Below are 17,783 nucleotides of genomic sequence, written 5' to 3'. Positions count from 1 at the left end.
CTTTGTTTTTCTTTGCGAATCTCTGTGTAACAAAAAAAAACATAGTATTTTTTATATTAGCGACTTTATTAACCCCATATTACATTATTTTTCTATGAAATACCTTTTAACTTCACTACTTGCTGTAATGCTTTTTATTTCTTGTTCAAAAGATGAAAAAGAAAAGGATTACACCGCTCAAAACGAAAAAGAAATTACGGATTATATTGCCAAAAATAAACTAACAGCACAAAGAACCAGCACAGGACTTTACTATGTTATTGATGTTCCGGGAACCGGAACTCAGCCAACGGCAAAATCTAATGTAACCGTAGCTTACAGAGGCTCTTTTACCAATGGAACGGTATTCGATCAAAGTAATTCAGATGGAATTTCGTTCTATTTAGATGAAGTTGTAAAAGGCTGGACAGAAGGCATTCCTTATTTTAAAACCGGTGGAAGCGGAATTCTTCTTGTTCCTTCGCATTTGGGCTATGGCAGCAAAGGAAATAAAAAAATCCCCGGAGGCTCAGTACTTATTTTTGATGTTAAATTAATCAAGGTAAACAAATAAATTTCAATTGACAAAATGATTCTATAAAGATCAATTAACTACTTTAATTTAGAATCAAATACTCAAACAATTACACAGAGATTCGCAAAAAAGCGAGCTTAAAAAAGTTTTTTTTGTGAATCTTTGCATTTCTCTGTGAATCTCTGCAAAACAAAAAAATGCTACATACAATAAAATCATATCTCAAATTTCTTTGGAACTCTAAAAACGAGCATGCTGTTCATTCTCCGTTTGTATTCCATCTATTGACGAAATGTTTTTACGACAGGAAACCAAAACCGGAATATTTAATTCTAAAAAAATATCGAAAATCACTTTTAGAAAATAAAAACTTCATCGAAGTAACCGATTTTGGAGCGGGTTCAAAAGTTTTTAAATCCAGCAGCAGGCAAATTTCAAAAATTGCCCAAACAGCCGGAATCTCTCCAAAACGGGCCGAATTGTTATTTCGTGTGACCAATTATTTTCAGCCTAAAAATGTTTTAGAAATTGGAACATCATTAGGATTAGCGAGTTCAGCTATTACATTGGGAAGTAAAGAATCTTTTTTGCTTAGCCTTGAAGGTTGTCAAAATACACAATCAGTCGCGGAAAATTTATTTAATCAACAATTTCCAGATTTTAACTTTGATTTTGTAAATTCAGAATTTGGCAAATTCTTAAAAGAAGGTTCAGCAAATATCTGTGATTGGGACTTAATTTACTTCGACGGTAATCATTCCAAAAAAGCAACTCTCGAATATTTCAATCTTTTATTGCCAACAATCAACAACGATTCTGTTTGGATCTTTGACGACATTCACTGGTCAGAAGAAATGGAAGAAGCCTGGGGAATCATCCAAAATCATCCAAAAGTAAAAGTTACTATAGATACTTTTCAATGGGGATTTGTATTTTTTAGATACGAACAGGAAAAAGAACATTTTGTGATTCGCGTTTGACAAATGACTTTAAAATGATACTTTTATTACATTCTATACTTATACATTTATGAATGCAATAAAAATCAACACCCCTTTACAATACCCTATAGCTGTAACAGAATTTAAGTCCACGGCTCCGAGCGACAATTGTGTGATTATAGCTTCGGCAACCGGTGTTAAACAAAATTATTATTACAATTTCGCAACGTATCTTTCCCAAAATCATTATTCTGTTTTTACTTTTGATTATGGCGGAATTGGCGACTCAAAGTCCGCACCGCTTTCTAAATTTAAAACAACTGCTTCGGATTGGGCCAAAAATGATTTCGAAACGGTAGTCCAATACGTCAAAGAGAAAAATCCTCACAGTAAATTATTTGTGATCACCCATAGTATCGGCGGTCAGCTAATAGGTTTAGTTCCTTCCAATAATTTATTTGATGGTATTGTAATGGTGGCCTCACAATCCGGAAGCTGGATACACTGGAAAGGATTTGACCGATTAAAAATGCAGTTTTTGTGGTATGCAATTATACCGTCTTTTACTAAAATCTTCAATTATCTCCCTTCCAGTCACTTCACCCGAATGGAAGATTTGCCAAAAGGAATGGCGATTGAATGGGCCAAATGGTGCAAGAAACCCAACTATCATTTTGACTGTATCGAAGATGCAAAAGAACATTACGATAAAATAAACTGCAGCATTAAATCTTATAGTATCGACAATGATTTTTATGCCACTGTATCGGCAATTGATTGGATTGCTTCCAAATTTAAAAAATCTAAAGTAAGCAGAATTCATTTAAAAGCAGAAGAATTTGGCGTAAAAGACATAGGCCATTTTGGTTTTTTCAGAAGTCAGTTTAAAGATACTATCTGGTCCATTTTTTTAGAAGATTTAAAAAGATTTCAATCCTAAATAATTTACAAAATAGTAGATACAAAAATGGCAACCTTTTCTGGCTGCCATTTTTTTACTAATTCAAAATTTTAAAACTTACTTCTTAGCCGCTGCCGTTTCTTCAGACTTCGCCCCCATTCTGTTTAAAGTATACATTGGCGCAAATTTTAATTTCAGACCGGCAATTTTACGATTGTCTTCGCCTGTTAAGCCTTCTTTTTCTACTGTATTTTTTCGGCTGTCAAGTGCTTCATACATCAATTTAATTTCGTCCCAGTCTTCACGGGAGTAACTGTCTTTATTTTTTTCTACCGTATGCACAAACTGTTGGTAAACACTATGAATGTTTTTAGCATTCACCCAGGCAAAACTCATATCTTCTCCAATCTTTCCTTCACCAAATAAAGCATTACGCAATTGCTGTTTTGGACTTGGGGCCGGAGGAGCAAGAATAGTCACCATATTATTTCTAAATTCTTCGTATTTGATCTTACTCGTATTTATTTTCTCTGTCGCGGCATTATTTTCTTTAATATCAGCAAGTGCCAGTTGAGCGTTCGCAGCTCTTTTTTCATACTCGGCTTCAACCGCTTTCCAATCAGCCTTTAAATCATCAGCCTTAACATTTTTAACAGAGTCGACATAGGCAACATAAGAATCGATTGTTTTTTCGGCCTGTTCTTGTTTTTCATCTTTACAGGATACAAAACCTAATGCGATTACCGCAATTCCGGATAATAATGATATATTTTTCATAATCTCAGTTGTTTTAGTTACTATCTTAACAAATCTACCTAAAACCTGCTATAAAAAATTACACAATTATCATCTTTTAAATATTAAAAACATACTAAAACTATAAAACACAAGATTTAATGTTAATTATGCAAAATTTATCAAAAATAACATAACGCTCTTCTGTCTAAAAAAGATATGTTTTTTGATTATTTTCAGATGAACAAAAAACAAAAGACAATTTGTAACAAAAACCAAATCTCGACTACTCATACTTTTATTGAAAAGTCTTTTGTACATTTAAATCCAAAATTGTAAATCGAAATGGCAAATCCATTAATTAAAATAACCAACATCAAACGAGATTTCGTTCTGGGTAATGAAATTGTTTATGTTTTAAAGGGAATCGACCTGCAAATCAACAAAGGGGAATATGTGGCTTTAATGGGCCCATCCGGATCCGGAAAATCAACTTTAATGAATTTACTGGGTTGTTTGGATACGCCAACTTCCGGACAATACGTACTGAACGGAAAAGATGTCAGTCAAATGCGTGATGATGAGCTGGCCGAAATTCGAAACAAAGAAATTGGTTTTGTATTTCAGACCTTCAATCTGCTGCCGAGAACTACAGCCTTAGACAATGTTGCATTGCCTATGATCTATGCCGGTTACTCCAAAACAGAACGTGTTAAAAGAGCCGAAGAAGTTTTAAAGCAGGTAAATCTTGCCGACCGAATGGATCATCAGCCCAACCAGCTATCAGGAGGACAGCGTCAACGTGTTGCCATAGCACGAGCTTTGGTCAATAAACCCTCTATTATTCTTGCCGATGAGCCAACCGGAAACTTAGACAGTAAAACTTCTGTGGAGATCATGAAACTTTTTGGCGACATTCACGAACAGGGAAATACCGTAATCCTGGTAACACACGAGGAAGACATTGCAGCCTATGCACATCGCGTGATCCGACTACGAGACGGATTAATTGAAAGTGACACCCAAAAAGAAGTAAAATCGTTTAGTTGATTAATCGTTTAATCGCAAAGAAAAAACTTTGAACCTTTGCACCTTAGAACCTTAGCATCTTTAAAAAAAAATGAAAGTATATACAAAAACAGGAGACAAAGGAACTACTGCTCTGTTTGGCGGTGACCGTGTTCCTAAAGACCATATCCGAATTGACAGTTACGGTACTGTAGACGAACTAAACTCTTATATAGGGCTTATTCGCGATCAGGAAATGGATGTGCATTATACAACTATTTTAATTGAAATTCAGGATCGTTTGTTTACCGTTGGTGCCATTTTGGCTACTCCGGCAGAAAAAGAGGTTCTTAAAAATGGAGAACTTCGTCTAAAAAACCTTGGAATTATCGACACAGATATCGAATTATTAGAGAATGAAATTGATCAAATGGAAGAAAGTCTTCCACAAATGACTCATTTTGTTTTACCCGGAGGACATCCTACTGTGTCACATTGTCATATAGCACGTTGTATTTGCCGTCGCGCCGAGCGTTTGGCAGTACATTTAAGCCATAATGAAGCTGTTCCTGAAATCGCAATTCGATACTTAAACCGACTTTCTGACTACCTTTTTGTCTTGGCACGGAAGTTGTCCTCAGATCTAAACGCGGATGAAGTAAAATGGATCCCCAGAAAATAAATTTTCTGGAAATTACAATTTTTCAAATCCCAAATTCCAACAAAATTTCATCACCATTTTTTGGTATTTGGAGTTTGATTTTTGGAGTTTAAAGATGACGTTCTTAAATTTTATTAAAATAAATTAAATTTTACTTGTCTTTTTCAGTAAAAAATTTATTTTTGCACAAAACTAAACAGATAACAGATGTATTGGACATTAGAATTAGCATCTTATTTAAGTGATGCGCCATGGCCTGCTAACAAAGATGAACTTATTGACTACGCTATTAGAGCTGGTGCTCCATTAGAAGTAGTAGAAAACCTTCAGTCGATTGAAGACGAAGGCGAGATATATGAATCAATGGAAGAAATTTGGCCTGATTATCCAACAGACGAAGATTATCTTTGGAATGAGGATGAATATTAAAAAATAAACCAAAGGAAAAAGTCTCATCACCGAGGCTTTTTTTTTGGTTCAAATACACATTTACATAAAATAGAAATACAATAAATCATGAGTTTCATAAACAGTATTATTAAAGTCTTTGTAGGTGATAAATCACAGAAAGATGTCAAAGCTTTACAGCCTTACTTAAACAAAATTAAAACATTCGAAACCAGCTTAATGAGTTTGTCTCACGACGAATTAAGGGCTAGAACTGTATTTTTTAAGGAAAGAATAAAAGAAGCCAGAGCTGATAAAGATGCTAAAATTGCTTCGCTTAAAGCAGAAGTAGAAAACATCGAAGACATCGACAAAAGAGAAGATCTTTATGATGCGATTGATACTCTTGAAAAAGAAGCTTACGAAATCTCAGAAAAAACTCTATTGGAAATCCTTCCTGAAGCTTTCTCTGTAGTAAAAGAAACGGCTCGTCGTTTCAAAGAAAATTCTCATATTGAAGTTACCGCAACTGCAAAAGACCGCGAATTTTCGGCAACAAAACCATACGTTGTTATAGATGGCGAAAAATCTGTCTGGGCTAACAAATGGAATGCTGCCGGAAAAGACATCACCTGGGACATGATTCACTATGATGTTCAGTTAATTGGTGGTATGGTGTTGCACGAAGGTAAAGTTGCCGAGATGCAAACAGGGGAAGGTAAAACTTTAGTAGCGACACTTCCATTATACTTAAATGCTTTGACCGGAAACGGAGTTCACTTAGTAACCGTGAATGATTACCTTGCCAAACGTGATAGTACATGGAAAGCACCTTTATTTGAATTCCATGGTTTAACTGTTGATTGTATCGATAATCACCAGCCAAGTACAGAACAAAGAAAGAAAGCATACGACGCCGATATCACTTACGGAACCAATAACGAATTTGGTTTTGACTATTTAAGAGATAACATGGCACATTCGCCAAGCGATTTAGTACAAAGAAAACACAACTATGCTATTGTCGATGAGGTCGATTCTGTATTGATTGATGACGCAAGAACACCACTTATTATTTCAGGACCGGTACCTCAGGGAGACCGTCATGAATTTAATGAACTGAAACCAAAAATCGAAAACTTAGTAGCACAACAACGTCAGTTGGCAAACGGTTTCTTAGCAGAAGCAAAAAAATTAATCAAAGAAGGAAACACTAAAGAAGGTGGATTCTTATTGTTAAGAGCTTACAGAAGTTTACCTAAAAATAAAGCATTAATTAAATTTTTGAGTGAAGAAGGAATCAAACAATTGCTTCAAAAAACCGAAAATCAATACATGCAGGACAACAATCGCGAAATGCATAAAGTGGATGAAGCTTTGTATTTTGTAATTGAAGAAAAAAACAATCAGGTTGAATTGACGGATAATGGTATCCAATACCTTTCAGGAGATACTGATCCGGACTTTTTCGTACTTCCGGATATCGGAACTGAAATTGCCGCTATTGAAAAGCAAAAACTAGACAAAGATGGTGAAGCAGAAGCGAAAGAAAGATTATTCCAGGATTTTGGAGTAAAAAGCGAGCGTATCCACACTCTTACTCAACTTTTAAAAGCCTACGCTCTTTTTGAAAAAGATGTAGAATACGTAATCATGGACAACAAAATTATGATTGTCGATGAGCAAACTGGCCGTATCATGGATGGCCGTCGTTATTCTGATGGTTTACACCAGGCGATTGAAGCTAAAGAAAATGTAAAAATCGAAGCTGCTACACAAACTTTTGCAACTGTTACATTACAGAATTATTTTAGAATGTACAGTAAACTAGGTGGTATGACCGGTACAGCTGTTACAGAAGCTGGCGAGTTATGGCAGATTTACAAATTAGACGTTGTTGAAATTCCAACCAACCGTCCGATTGCGAGACAAGATAAAGAAGATTATATCTACAAAACAACACGTGAAAAATTCAATGCTGTAATTGAAGACGTTACTGAATTATCAAATGCAGGAAGACCTGTTCTTATTGGAACAACTTCTGTAGAGATTTCAGAGTTATTAAGCCGTATGTTGAAAATGAGAGGCGTTACACACAACGTTTTGAATGCTAAAATGCACAAACAAGAGGCACAAATTGTAGAAGAAGCGGGTAAAGCCGGAGTAGTAACGATTGCAACCAACATGGCTGGTCGTGGTACCGATATTAAATTAACACCTGAAGTAAAAGCTGCCGGAGGTTTAGCAATCGTGGGTACAGAGCGTCATGACTCTCGTCGTGTAGACAGACAGTTACGTGGTCGTGCAGGACGTCAGGGAGATCCGGGAAGTTCTCAGTTTTATGTTTCACTTGAAGACAACCTAATGCGTTTATTTGGTTCTGAAAGAGTCGCTAAAGTGATGGACAGAATGGGACTTCAGGAAGGTGAAGTAATTCAGCATTCTATGATGACGAAATCTATCGAGCGTGCACAGAAAAAAGTAGAAGAAAATAACTTTGGTGTTCGTAAACGTTTATTAGAATATGATGACGTAATGAACTCTCAACGTGAAGTAGTATACAAACGTCGTCGTCATGCTTTGTTTGGTGAGCGTTTGAAACTGGATATCGCAAACATGCTTTACGATACTTGTGAACTAATCGTAAGTCAGAATAAAGCAGCTAATGATTTCAAAACTTTCGAATTTGATCTGATCCGTTATTTCTCTATCACTTCTCCAATTTCTGAAGCTGATTTTACGAAATTATCAGACATCGAAATTACAGGAAAAATATACAAAGAGACTTTGGCTTTCTATACTGAAAAAACAGAAAGAAGCGCCAGAGAAGCTTTCCCAATCATTAAAGGAGTTTACGAAGAGCCAAACAATCATTTTGAGCGTATCGTAGTTCCGTTTACAGACGGTATCAAAACACTGAATGTGGTAACTGATTTGAAAAAAGCATACGACAGCGAAGGAGCTCAGTTAATTGCCGATTTCGAGAAAAATATTACTCTTTCTATCGTTGATGAGGCCTGGAAAAAACACTTACGCAAAATGGACGAATTGAAACAATCAGTTCAATTGGCCGTTCACGAGCAAAAAGATCCATTGCTTATTTACAAATTAGAAGCTTTCAATTTGTTCAGAGGAATGTTAGACAACGTTAACAGAGAAGTGATCTCATTCTTGTTCAAAGGTGATTTACCGGCTCAAAACGTTCCTGAAATTCACGAAGCTAAAGAAGTACGTCAAAAAGAAAACTTCAAATTAAGCAAAGACGAAATCGTAAACAGCGAAGAAATCAACCGTGAAGCCGGAGAAACACAACAGCGTCAGGTTACTGAAACGATTGTAAGAGACATGCCAAAAATTAACCGTAATGATACTGTAACCGTTCAGGAAGTTGCAACCGGCAAAACAGAAACAATGAAATTTAAAAAAGCGGAATCTTTAGTAGCCTCAGGCGAATGGGTTATCGTTAAATAATAAAGACTTTTAATTAAGTAAACCCGACAGGTTTTTGAAACCTGTCGGGTTTGTTGTTTTTAAAATATCCGCAAGTACAAAAGTACCTGCGGATATTTTTTTTGAAAAAAAACCAGTATTTGTTCGTTCAAAAAACGATTATAGTGTATTTTTGCATTCGAAACAACGAAATCTACTCTTGAAGAAGTTATTTACCATATTTCTTTCCTGTATGCTCCTAGTGCCCTCATTCGGCAGTTTTGTTGTTTATACCTCTTTCAAATTAAATCAGGACGAAATAGTAAAAACGATTTGTGTGCAACGTAAATTAGTTTTTAACACCTGTAACGGTCGATGCGAACTTCAGAAAAGTTTAAAAAAATACGCCGACAACGAAAAGAAAATGCAAAACAACCTGAAAGAAAAATCAGAGATCGTTTACATTCAAAATACAACCACAGCCGATTTTAAATTAGTAGCACCAATAGAATCTAAAGCAAAAATCTATGCTTCTTTAGATGAAAAACCTATTTCGGTTTCTATTACTACTTTTCATCCTCCCTCCTATTTTATATAATTTTTTATGACTATTCGTGACTAATACCAAACTGGTAAAATTAGCCACAGATTAGAATGATTCCCACAGATTTCTTTATTAATTGTGTATAAAATCTATGTAAATCTGCAAAATCAGTGGTGAAAAAGTACTCTTGGTGCGCATTGAGGACAGTCATATAATTTTTTAAATCCCGTTTCATTACCAATTGAAATGATCTTTCATTGTGCCTAAAAAAACAATGAAAATGTGCTTGCGCACACCCAAAAATTTAAAATTACAATTATATAAAATTCTTAAAATGAAAAATACTTTATACAAAGCCCTTGCTATTGTAGCACTATCTATATCTTTATTTTCCTGTTCAAACGACGACAATAACGAAACTGTTTCAGGAAATGGAAACATCACTTTAAAATTTGACAATGCTTATGGTGCAAACGATCTTATTTTAAACACACAAGGCAATATAACTTCAAACAATGAAGTACTAAAAATCAACCTTGTAAAGTATATCGTGAGCAATGTTGTTTTCACAAAAGCAGACGGAACGACTTTTACCTATCCAAAAAGCAAAAGCTATTTTATTGCTGACGAATCTACTGCTGCCGGTCAGCAATTTAAACTAACAGACGTTCCTGCAGGTGATTATGTGAAAGTAAAATTCGGAATCGGAGTTGACGAAGCGCAGTGGAAACTGGGTGCTGCAGGTCAGGGAGATTTTCTTGCACAGGCAGACGCTGCCGGTATGATGTGGTCATGGGCTGCCGGATATAAATTTCTTGCTTTCGAAGGTACTTTTACCTCATCGACTGTTACGACTGCTACCCCATTTATGATTCACACCGGAAAAACAGGAACAGATTACAACTACACTGAGGTAACTGTAGATTTTCCAACAAAAGCTTTAGTTCGTTCTAACATTACCCCTGCTGTTCATATCATAACAGATCTTTCTAAAATAATTGACGGTCAAAACAAAATCAAACTTTCCGATAATAATATGGGAGGTATGGGTGCCATGATTATGGGTGGCGCAAAACTGCCATTAATCACTCAAAACATTTCAACAATGTTTAGAGTAGACCACGTACACAACGATTAATTTATTTTTTAAGAAGTACAAACCTTTAGGCAAAACCTAAACAATCCACTATACCGTATCTTTTGTGTCCGCTAAAATGGACACAAGAGCATATTGGTAACGGAAAAAATAGAGGTACTTCTGCAAATCAAAGAGTAATCCCGGTAAAATTTAGTTTGTTCTACTTTGTGCTAACTCGCGCAAGTCGTAATAAGAAATGCTCTTTACTCTTTTTACACCCAAAAAATCATGCTGAAAATAAAATACTTTCTTTGGCTATTGATCCCGCTAGTATGGAGCTGTTCGAATGAGGAAGAAGAATATGTAAATATTCCTTTAGAATTTAAAGTCCCTTCTAATTTCCCCGCTTTAGCGTACAATATTGCTCAGAATCCTCCAACGGTAAAAGGATTCGAACTGGGCAAAAAACTATTCTATGACGGACGTTTAGCGTCAGACGGAGTTGTTTCCTGTGGCTTTTGTCACATACAGGCTAATGCCTTTACTCATCACGGACACACGGTTAGTCATGGTGTAAACGATGCTCAGGGAACACGAAATACACCACCAATTCAAAATCTGGCTTACCAGTCTGTATTTATGTACGATGGTTCTGCGGATCATTTGGACCTGCAGCCTATAATTCCGTTGACGAGTATTATAGAAATGAATGGGAATCTGAATGCCATTCTAAAAATGATGAAAGCCGACAAGGAATACCAAAAGTTATTTGGACAGGCTTTTACTGACAAAGAAATCTCAACCGAAAACATGCTGAAAGCGCTTTCGCAGTTTATGGTTATGGTCACTTCTTCTAATTCAAAATTTGACAAATACAGACGTAAAGAAGCCGGCGGAACTTTAACTGCAGACGAATTGGCAGGATATGATTTATTCAAAACAAAATGTGCTTCCTGCCATGCTACTGATTTACAAACCGATAATTCGTTTCGAAACAATGGTCTGGCTGTAAACCCAATGGTAAATGATGTCGGAAGATACAAAGTCACCGAACTGGCGAGCGATTATTACAAATTTAAAGTGCCCAGTTTACGAAATGTAGAAGTTTCCGGACCTTATATGCACGACGGACGATTCGGAACCCTGGAAGGTATTCTGGATCACTATGCAAGAGGAATCGAATCCTCACCAACTCTGGATCCGATATTAAAACAAAACGGAAAATTGGGAATCACACTTTCCGAAACCGATAAGAAGCAAATCATAGCTTTCCTGAAAACACTGACCGATACGGAATATCTAACCGATAAACGTTTCGCAGAATTTTAAAAATACAGCCGCAGCTTATTGCTTTACAGAAATGTATAAGCTGCGACAAAAAACATAATGAAAACCGAAGTCCTAGCCCCGATAGAGGCGGTATCCTTTTTGGGTGATTTTTCTTCACCCGAAAAGATAAAGCCGAAAGCGGGATTAGCTTCTAAAAATAATTAAGATGAAAAAGATAATAGTAATGTTCACCCTTTTGACTGGTTTATCAGCTTTTAGTTTTACTTCAAAAGATAGTATTTCTGCCTTCACTTTTCAGCGTATGGCTTTGATGGAAGATTTTGATTGTGATGCCTGTGGTTGTTCGGCAAGTGGCGGAAGCATGGGATTTAGCTCTATGCTGAACAATAATTTTGTGGGGTTGAGATATTTCAAACAAAGTTATACCAGCCGTGATGGAATCTTTGCAAACTCTCCGTGGATTGACGAAAACTTCAATACTGTTCAGGCATGGGCACGTATACCAGTTACAGAAAAAGTACAAATTTCAGTGTTGGTTCCATATCATTTTCATGAAAGACAATTAACCGCAGGAACCGAAAGTATTGCCGGTTTGGGTGATATTACGATAATGGCTTTGTATACGGTTTTTGAAACTCAAAAAGACAGTACCATTTTTACGCATAAAATAAACCTTGGCGGTGGTGTTAAAATTCCGACCGGAAAATTTACGGAAGCCAATAACGCAGGAAGTGTTAACCAAAGTTTTCAATTGGGAACCGGGAGCTGGGATTTTCCGTTGGCCACTGAGTATGTGGTAAAACGTAAAAATCTGGGACTAAACACGACGCTGAATTATATTTTTAAAACCCAAAACAACAAAAATTATCAGTACGGTGACCAATTTAATTATGCTGCCACTTTCTTTTATTTGTTTAATACAAAATCAATTCAGATTGTTCCGCAAGCCGGCCTCGCAGGAGAACTTTATCAAACCAATAAACAACATAATCTGAATTTACCCAATACTGCCGGCGATATTTTGTTTGGAAAATTTGGTCTTGAAGCGGGAAAAGACAAATTCTCGATTGGTGTAAATGCGATGCTGCCAATTACCCAAAACCTGTCAAATGGTAATATGGAAGCCAATTACAGATGGAGTATTAATTTGAATTATACTTTGTAAGAGGTTTTAAATCTCTGAGGTTCTAAACTGCAAAGGTTCAGAGGAGCAAAGGTTTTTAGCCACGTATTCACGAATTTTCTAAAAAGTATTCGTGAATATGTGGCTAATTTTTTAAAGGGAATTTTGAAAATAGCTAACCTTAATCGCTTTTACGATTGGGGATTTTTTTATATTTGGAAGCTAATAAATCCTTTACAAAAAAAAGATTGAAAAAGAATTTTCGGTTTTCATTGCAATTAATTTGGACTTTCCTTTTTAGTTACTTCTTTGTTTTAATGTTACAGCTGACATTACAATATGTTCCACTAAAAAAAAACATTGCATTTCTTCAAATCAAGCAGACTGAAGTTTCTGAAATTCCATTTTACATTACTTTCTTTTACATACATGTATATTCGGCAATTTTTGTTTTGCTCACCGGATTTTTCCAATTCAGTGACACTTTATTAAAAAAATATCCTGCAACTCATCGAAGTATTGGAAAATTTTATGTTTTGACAGTGCTCTTTTTTAGTGCCCCGTCGGGATTATTTATCGGTCTTTTCGCCAACGGTGGACTTTTCGCTAAGATCTCTTTTGTCGCCTTGTCAATTTATTGGTTTTACTTCACACTCAAAGGTTTTACGGCTATAAAAAACAAAAACATTGCAAAACATAAGGCATTTATGTTACGAAGTTTTGCTCTAACCTTTTCTGCTGTAACATTACGTTTTTGGAAGGTTATTCTTGTATATTTGTTTCATCCCGCACCAATGGATTTGTATCAGATTATTGCTTGGCTGGGTTGGATCCCCAATTTATTAATCGTTGAGTATTATCTTTATAACCAATTAAAAAAATGAAAAACCTTTTTTGTCTACTAGTGTCAATATTACTTTTTTCCTGTAATTCTAAAGAGAAAAAAATGACAAAAGACATTACCAAAGATCTGCCTAAAGAAATCAGAACCGATTTATATGGCTCTTATGTAGGTGATTTTACAATTCTAGAACGCGATACCACAGGACCTGAAAAAGAAAATTATATCAATAAAATTAATATTGTGATCAAAAAAATCACATCCTCAAAAGTTATAGGACAAAGTATTGTTGCTGGAAATAGCAGGCCTCTCACAGGTACAATGACGACAAAAGGAAGCACCCTTCGTTTTATACTTAAAGAACCTGGTGATGACAAAAATGACGGTGTTTTTGATTTCGAGATCAAAAACGACACTCTTTTAACCGGAATCTGGGTAGCCAATAATCCTAAAAAAGAAGTCTCTAAAAGGAAATTTGAACTTATTAAAAAAGATTTTAAGTATGATCCTAATGTGATGCTTCCGGAAGACGGAATGTATATTGATTATGAAAATCCAAGAGAAGAACAAGTAACCAATTTAGAAGGTGAAGAGGGAGAAGAAGCTGAAACCTACATAGAAGCAGTATTCAGAGCAGCATCAGAAAGTATTATGACGATAAATTCGTCTACGCAAAAATTAAAAGAATCAGATTTAAAAAATTTAAAAAAAATTGATTTAGAGATTCTAAGAAACACCATTTTCGCAAGACATGGACTGACTTTTAAAACAAAAACAGTTCGTCAGTTTTTTGATAGTGTAGAATGGTATATTCCTGTTTCAGACAACGTAAACAATGAACTAACCAGTACCGAAAAAGATAACATTGTATTATTAAAACGCTTTGAAAAATACGCCGAAGACAATTATGATTCTTTTGGAAGATGATTTTGTAGAGGTTCAAAGCTTCAAAGGTTCAGAGGAGCAAAGGTTTTTAGCCACGTATTCACAGATGCTTTTAAAAATTCGTGAATTCTTGGCTATTCTTTTTCTACTATTATCTTCAAAAGGTTCAAAGCGGCAAAGGTTCACAGGAGCAAAGGTTTTTAGCCACGTATTCACAGATGCTTTTAAAAATTCGTGAATTCGTGGCTATTTTTTTCTGCTATTATCTTCAAAAGGTTCAAAGCGGCAAAGGCTCAGAGGAGCAAAGGTTTTTTGCTGTGAATTCAAGAATACATTTTTACTAAAATTCGTGAATTCGTGGCTAACTATTTTTTATCGGGGATTATCCTCATAATATCTGGCTTCGATGCGCTTAATATCTTTGATGGAATTTTTTGCCCAAAGTAAACGTTTCTCCAGGATTTCCTCATCTGACAATTGCCATTTGATATCTGAATTTCGCAATCGGTTGGTCAGGTTTTGAATAATGATGGCTGCCGAAACGGAAATGTTTAAACTTTCTGTAAAACCTACCATTGGAATTTTAAGAAAACCATCTGCTTGTTCCATAATTTCAGGAGATAATCCGTCTTTTTCAGTTCCAAAAAATAAGGCACTTGGTTTTGTGATATCGAAATCCTGAATTAAACAATCGTTTTCATGCGGAGTTGTCGCAATAATTTGATATCCTTGGTTTCGCAAAGAAGTTATACAGCCGTTTACGGTATCAAAACGATTGATATCAACCCATTTTTGTGCTCCCAGAGCGATTTCTTTATCGATTCTTTTTCCGAAACGCTGCTCAATAATGTTAAGTTCCTGAATCCCGAAAACCTCACAGCTGCGCATTACAGCACTTGTATTGTGCATCTGAAAAACATCTTCTACAGCAACTGTAAAATGTTTGGTGCGATTGGCCAGAACATCCAAAAATCGTTCTTTGCGATTGTCTGTTAATATATTTTCAAGGAAAGCGAGGTAATCTAAATCAATCATTTCAATCTTAATTTGCCACAAAAATACATTTTAAATAAAACAGAAAGAAAAATTAAGAACTATTTTCAAGTTGTTACATCCTCCAGAAGAACATTCTCCAACTTTTTGTGCAAACTGCTTACCAATGTCAAATCGACCTCCAGAAGTTCTTCTTTGAACGAATCACCTTTAAAAACGGTATTTTCATTTTTAGAATGTCTGTTGAGTCTTTCATACATTTTTTCAAGTTCATTGGCACTGTAATCAATAGTAATAAAGGATATAAACTTTTCGATGACGCTTTTCATACCATCGTTATAATTGAGTTTTACAACATTCTGATCTGTTTCATAAAAATCCAGAAAACCCTGAAAATACTTCTCTAAAACCAAGGCTCCATATTGCTGGAAACTGATCTCGCTAATTTCTTTAGCAGAGATTCCAAAAACATCAGGTGGTAATAAATTGGGAACCATATGCATCCCCATCATTTTTTGATGCGATTTTAAGACTTCACCCGGATTCCTAAAAAGCAAAGCAAAAGGCAGTTCGGAAAATATTGATCTTAAATATCCGGCTTTAAAAATATGCCAGGCATCTAATTTTACAATTAAATTCTTCTGTTCCGGAAATCTTATTTGACCTAAGAATTTCAAAGCCGATTGTAAAAGCTCGCTTTTTTTATCTGTTCCAAAATTAGGACTTCTTAAAATTTCATCGATAAGAGGTGCTTCCGAAATCATAATATTCTCCTTCGAAGTTGCCAGCGATTGACTCAGCATTGTAGAACCACATCGGGACACATGAAATACGAGTGATTTTAGATCTGCCGAAACCAATTCGTTTGACCAGTCTACTAAATTTTCTACCGTACTAACAATTTTAAATGATGTTGAATTATAAGCATGACTTTTACATTTCGAAATGGTTTCATCAAAAAAAGGATCGACATATCTTTTATCCGCCAGATACAGCCATTCCAGATAAACTTCATTTTCTTTTTCTATTAACTTATAGGGAATCCAATTTAGTAAAGGATGATTTGTGTTTTCCATTCTTCGGTATTTATTATGATTGCAAATCGGCAATAATCTGAGCTCCTGCTGCCGACGGATTTCGGGAAAGTTCTTCAATAATCATTTGTTTTACCTCATCAGAATATGGTTCTTTTTTTGGAGTATAATGAATATCAAAGCCCATTTCAGCAAACAATTGATCGGACCAGTCATTTCGCAGACAATCAAGCGTAAGGTGAATACGTGCCTCAGAACTTTTATTCGCTACACTGTGTGGCATCTGAAAATTAGCATACCAGCACTCTCCTTCTTTCATCGGAACCAATTTTTTATCTACATAAAAAAGTACCTCAGGATTTGTAATTATAGGAACGTGAATTCTAAAGAAACCTTCTTCGTATGAGGTATCGTTATCTGTATGTTCCTTTATTTCGCTTTGAGGCCCTAGCCTTAATAATCGCACAGCCTCCTTTTCACACTGAAACCAATCCATGATCTCCTTAAAATAATGACATCTGTCCAGTAATTCTGTGTTTTTATACTCTTGGTTAGCAAAAGAGGTAATATCGTTTATCAAACCGGACTGTGACCTTAAAGATACACTTGTCCAATTACCGCTATAGTCGCCTGTGTTAAAGTGAGGCGTCCACAGGTCATTTTCACATATTTTAAGGTCTTTTTGTAGTTTATCTATCGAAAAAGAAACAGAGAGTTTACTCGAAGAAGGGTTCATAGGCATTAAAAAATTAAATTAGACAGTATGCTTTGGGGCTTGTAAATATAAAAAATTACAAACGCTTTATCATCAAAGAAATAAGTAAAATAAATAGAATTTGGAAACCTGACTTTTAAAAGGTCAAACCAGATCAGGCAAACTGTTTAAAATAAAATGATACAGTTTATGAGTCGAAACGGGAACGGTTTCTATATCGGTTTTCAGCACTAAATCTGGCTGTAACGGAGTTTCAAAAATATCGCTTATTCCGGTAAAATTCTTTATTTTATCAGGATCATTATCCGATAATAATGCTTTTTTATACAGTCCTTTAGGATCTCTTTCGATTAAATTATCGATCGAACAATCTAAATATACGGTTCTGACAAATTCATGATTGCGCAATTCGTTTCTCAGGTTTTCATACGGATTTATAACTGACATCAAAACGATCGTGTCTGATACAACAAAATTTCGTCCGACATTAAAAAGACGTCTGACATTTTCACAGCGGTCTTCTTTAGAAAACCCCAAATCTTTACAGATGGTTTTCCGATATACATCACCATCAATTATCTCGACTTTATACTTTTTTTCTATTAAAAGCTGTCGAACATTTTCAGCTAATGTTGTTTTACCCGAACCCGATAATCCCGTAAATTGTATTAAAATCATTTTAAAACTCTTTTCTTTTATTGCTC

General features: G+C 35.4%; 18 protein-coding genes. 13 read left to right on the top strand and 5 right to left on the bottom strand.

Features of this window, described 5'->3' with window-relative positions; genetic code table 11:
• Positions 1 to 94: 94 nt before the first annotated feature.
• From C245_RS0103320 to C245_RS0103310, 3 genes are all read left to right on the top strand, one after another.
• The gene (locus C245_RS0103320) at positions 95 to 553 is read left to right on the top strand and encodes an FKBP-type peptidyl-prolyl cis-trans isomerase (protein ID WP_017495161.1); all 459 of its coding nucleotides are present in this window, start codon (positions 95 to 97) and stop codon (positions 551 to 553) included.
• 158 nt (positions 554 to 711) lie between these two features.
• A complete protein-coding gene (locus tag C245_RS0103315; protein ID WP_017495160.1) occupies positions 712 to 1,494 on the top strand; it encodes a class I SAM-dependent methyltransferase in 783 nt (260 codons plus the stop codon).
• A 49-nt stretch (positions 1,495 to 1,543) separates the two neighbouring features.
• On the top strand, positions 1,544 to 2,395 hold the full coding sequence (locus C245_RS0103310; protein ID WP_017495159.1) for an alpha/beta fold hydrolase: 852 nt from the start codon (positions 1,544 to 1,546) through the stop codon (positions 2,393 to 2,395).
• A gap of 78 nt (positions 2,396 to 2,473) precedes the next feature.
• Here the strand turns inward: C245_RS0103310 and C245_RS0103305 are convergent, their stop codons facing one another.
• Positions 2,474 to 3,133 carry a DUF6565 domain-containing protein gene (locus tag C245_RS0103305; RefSeq protein WP_017495158.1) on the bottom strand — a complete coding sequence of 220 codons (660 nt, stop codon included), beginning with the start codon at positions 3,131 to 3,133 and terminating at the stop codon, positions 2,474 to 2,476.
• Positions 3,134 to 3,436: 303 nt separating this feature from the next.
• Between C245_RS0103305 and C245_RS0103300 the strand changes: the two genes are divergently transcribed.
• The 10 genes from C245_RS0103300 to C245_RS0103250 all read left to right on the top strand — a co-directional run bounded on the left by C245_RS0103300 (position 3,437) and on the right by C245_RS0103250 (position 14,379).
• On the top strand, positions 3,437 to 4,141 hold the full coding sequence (locus C245_RS0103300; RefSeq protein ID WP_017495157.1) for an ABC transporter ATP-binding protein: 705 nt from the start codon (positions 3,437 to 3,439) through the stop codon (positions 4,139 to 4,141).
• 70 nt (positions 4,142 to 4,211) lie between these two features.
• Complete coding sequence (locus C245_RS0103295; protein ID WP_017495156.1) at positions 4,212 to 4,781, top strand: cob(I)yrinic acid a,c-diamide adenosyltransferase; 570 nt, start codon at positions 4,212 to 4,214, stop codon at positions 4,779 to 4,781.
• Between the two features lie 186 nt (positions 4,782 to 4,967).
• Positions 4,968 to 5,189, top strand: coding sequence for a DUF2795 domain-containing protein (locus C245_RS0103290; protein ID WP_007138072.1), 222 nt, complete (start codon positions 4,968 to 4,970; stop codon positions 5,187 to 5,189).
• Positions 5,190 to 5,276: 87 nt separating this feature from the next.
• Positions 5,277 to 8,618 carry a preprotein translocase subunit SecA gene (gene secA, locus C245_RS0103285; RefSeq protein ID WP_017495155.1) on the top strand — a complete coding sequence of 1,114 codons (3,342 nt, stop codon included), beginning with the start codon at positions 5,277 to 5,279 and terminating at the stop codon, positions 8,616 to 8,618.
• 211 nt (positions 8,619 to 8,829) lie between these two features.
• Positions 8,830 to 9,174 carry a hypothetical protein gene (locus C245_RS0103280; RefSeq protein ID WP_051041428.1) on the top strand — a complete coding sequence of 115 codons (345 nt, stop codon included), beginning with the start codon at positions 8,830 to 8,832 and terminating at the stop codon, positions 9,172 to 9,174.
• Positions 9,175 to 9,454: 280 nt separating this feature from the next.
• The gene (locus tag C245_RS0103275; protein WP_026109841.1) at positions 9,455 to 10,258 is read left to right on the top strand and encodes an MbnP family protein; all 804 of its coding nucleotides are present in this window, start codon (positions 9,455 to 9,457) and stop codon (positions 10,256 to 10,258) included.
• Positions 10,259 to 10,486: 228 nt separating this feature from the next.
• Entirely contained in the window at positions 10,487 to 11,527 is a 1,041-nt protein-coding gene (locus C245_RS0103270; protein ID WP_017495152.1) for a cytochrome-c peroxidase, read from the top strand.
• 166 nt (positions 11,528 to 11,693) lie between these two features.
• Positions 11,694 to 12,653, top strand: coding sequence for a hypothetical protein (locus tag C245_RS0103260; RefSeq protein WP_026109839.1), 960 nt, complete (start codon positions 11,694 to 11,696; stop codon positions 12,651 to 12,653).
• A gap of 173 nt (positions 12,654 to 12,826) precedes the next feature.
• A complete protein-coding gene (locus C245_RS0103255; RefSeq protein WP_026109838.1) occupies positions 12,827 to 13,495 on the top strand; it encodes a DUF2306 domain-containing protein in 669 nt (222 codons plus the stop codon).
• Positions 13,496 to 13,557: 62 nt separating this feature from the next.
• Positions 13,558 to 14,379, top strand: a complete 822-nt coding sequence (locus C245_RS0103250) for a YARHG domain-containing protein (RefSeq protein WP_017495148.1) — start codon at positions 13,558 to 13,560, stop codon at positions 14,377 to 14,379.
• A gap of 330 nt (positions 14,380 to 14,709) precedes the next feature.
• Here C245_RS0103250 and C245_RS0103240 read toward each other — a convergent pair whose 3' ends face one another.
• From C245_RS0103240 to cysC, 4 genes are all read right to left on the bottom strand, one after another.
• Entirely contained in the window at positions 14,710 to 15,372 is a 663-nt protein-coding gene (locus tag C245_RS0103240) for an RNA methyltransferase (protein WP_017495146.1), read from the bottom strand.
• 65 nt (positions 15,373 to 15,437) lie between these two features.
• Positions 15,438 to 16,406: a hypothetical protein gene (locus tag C245_RS0103235; RefSeq protein ID WP_017495145.1), complete on the bottom strand. Its 969-nt coding sequence runs from the start codon at positions 16,404 to 16,406 to the stop codon at positions 15,438 to 15,440.
• A 13-nt stretch (positions 16,407 to 16,419) separates the two neighbouring features.
• Complete coding sequence (locus tag C245_RS0103230) at positions 16,420 to 17,100, bottom strand: aspartyl/asparaginyl beta-hydroxylase domain-containing protein (RefSeq protein WP_026109836.1); 681 nt, start codon at positions 17,098 to 17,100, stop codon at positions 16,420 to 16,422.
• 123 nt (positions 17,101 to 17,223) lie between these two features.
• A complete protein-coding gene (cysC, locus tag C245_RS0103225; protein WP_017495143.1) occupies positions 17,224 to 17,757 on the bottom strand; it encodes an adenylyl-sulfate kinase in 534 nt (177 codons plus the stop codon).
• Positions 17,758 to 17,783 lie beyond the last annotated feature (26 nt).

Source organism: Flavobacterium sp. WG21, assembly GCF_000335775.1.
Lineage (GTDB): Bacteria > Bacteroidota > Bacteroidia > Flavobacteriales > Flavobacteriaceae > Flavobacterium > Flavobacterium tructae.
Note: the sequence above shows the minus strand (reverse complement) of the source record. Positions and strands in the feature narration are given on the sequence as shown.

Coding starts and splice junctions, on each gene's coding strand:
- C245_RS0103250 (WP_017495148.1), top strand. CDS start 13,558: ATGACAAAAGACATTACCAAAGATCTGCCTAAAGAAATCAGAACCGAT.
- C245_RS0103305 (WP_017495158.1), bottom strand. CDS start 3,133: ATGAAAAATATATCATTATTATCCGGAATTGCGGTAATCGCATTAGGT.
- secA (WP_017495155.1), top strand. CDS start 5,277: ATGAGTTTCATAAACAGTATTATTAAAGTCTTTGTAGGTGATAAATCA.
- C245_RS0103315 (WP_017495160.1), top strand. CDS start 712: ATGCTACATACAATAAAATCATATCTCAAATTTCTTTGGAACTCTAAA.
- C245_RS0103280 (WP_051041428.1), top strand. CDS start 8,830: ATGCTCCTAGTGCCCTCATTCGGCAGTTTTGTTGTTTATACCTCTTTC.
- C245_RS0103230 (WP_026109836.1), bottom strand. CDS start 17,100: ATGAACCCTTCTTCGAGTAAACTCTCTGTTTCTTTTTCGATAGATAAA.
- C245_RS0103295 (WP_017495156.1), top strand. CDS start 4,212: ATGAAAGTATATACAAAAACAGGAGACAAAGGAACTACTGCTCTGTTT.
- C245_RS0103300 (WP_017495157.1), top strand. CDS start 3,437: ATGGCAAATCCATTAATTAAAATAACCAACATCAAACGAGATTTCGTT.
- C245_RS0103260 (WP_026109839.1), top strand. CDS start 11,694: ATGAAAAAGATAATAGTAATGTTCACCCTTTTGACTGGTTTATCAGCT.
- C245_RS0103240 (WP_017495146.1), bottom strand. CDS start 15,372: ATGATTGATTTAGATTACCTCGCTTTCCTTGAAAATATATTAACAGAC.
- C245_RS0103320 (WP_017495161.1), top strand. CDS start 95: ATGAAATACCTTTTAACTTCACTACTTGCTGTAATGCTTTTTATTTCT.
- C245_RS0103310 (WP_017495159.1), top strand. CDS start 1,544: ATGAATGCAATAAAAATCAACACCCCTTTACAATACCCTATAGCTGTA.
- C245_RS0103275 (WP_026109841.1), top strand. CDS start 9,455: ATGAAAAATACTTTATACAAAGCCCTTGCTATTGTAGCACTATCTATA.
- cysC (WP_017495143.1), bottom strand. CDS start 17,757: ATGATTTTAATACAATTTACGGGATTATCGGGTTCGGGTAAAACAACA.
- C245_RS0103270 (WP_017495152.1), top strand. CDS start 10,487: ATGCTGAAAATAAAATACTTTCTTTGGCTATTGATCCCGCTAGTATGG.
- C245_RS0103290 (WP_007138072.1), top strand. CDS start 4,968: ATGTATTGGACATTAGAATTAGCATCTTATTTAAGTGATGCGCCATGG.
- C245_RS0103235 (WP_017495145.1), bottom strand. CDS start 16,406: ATGGAAAACACAAATCATCCTTTACTAAATTGGATTCCCTATAAGTTA.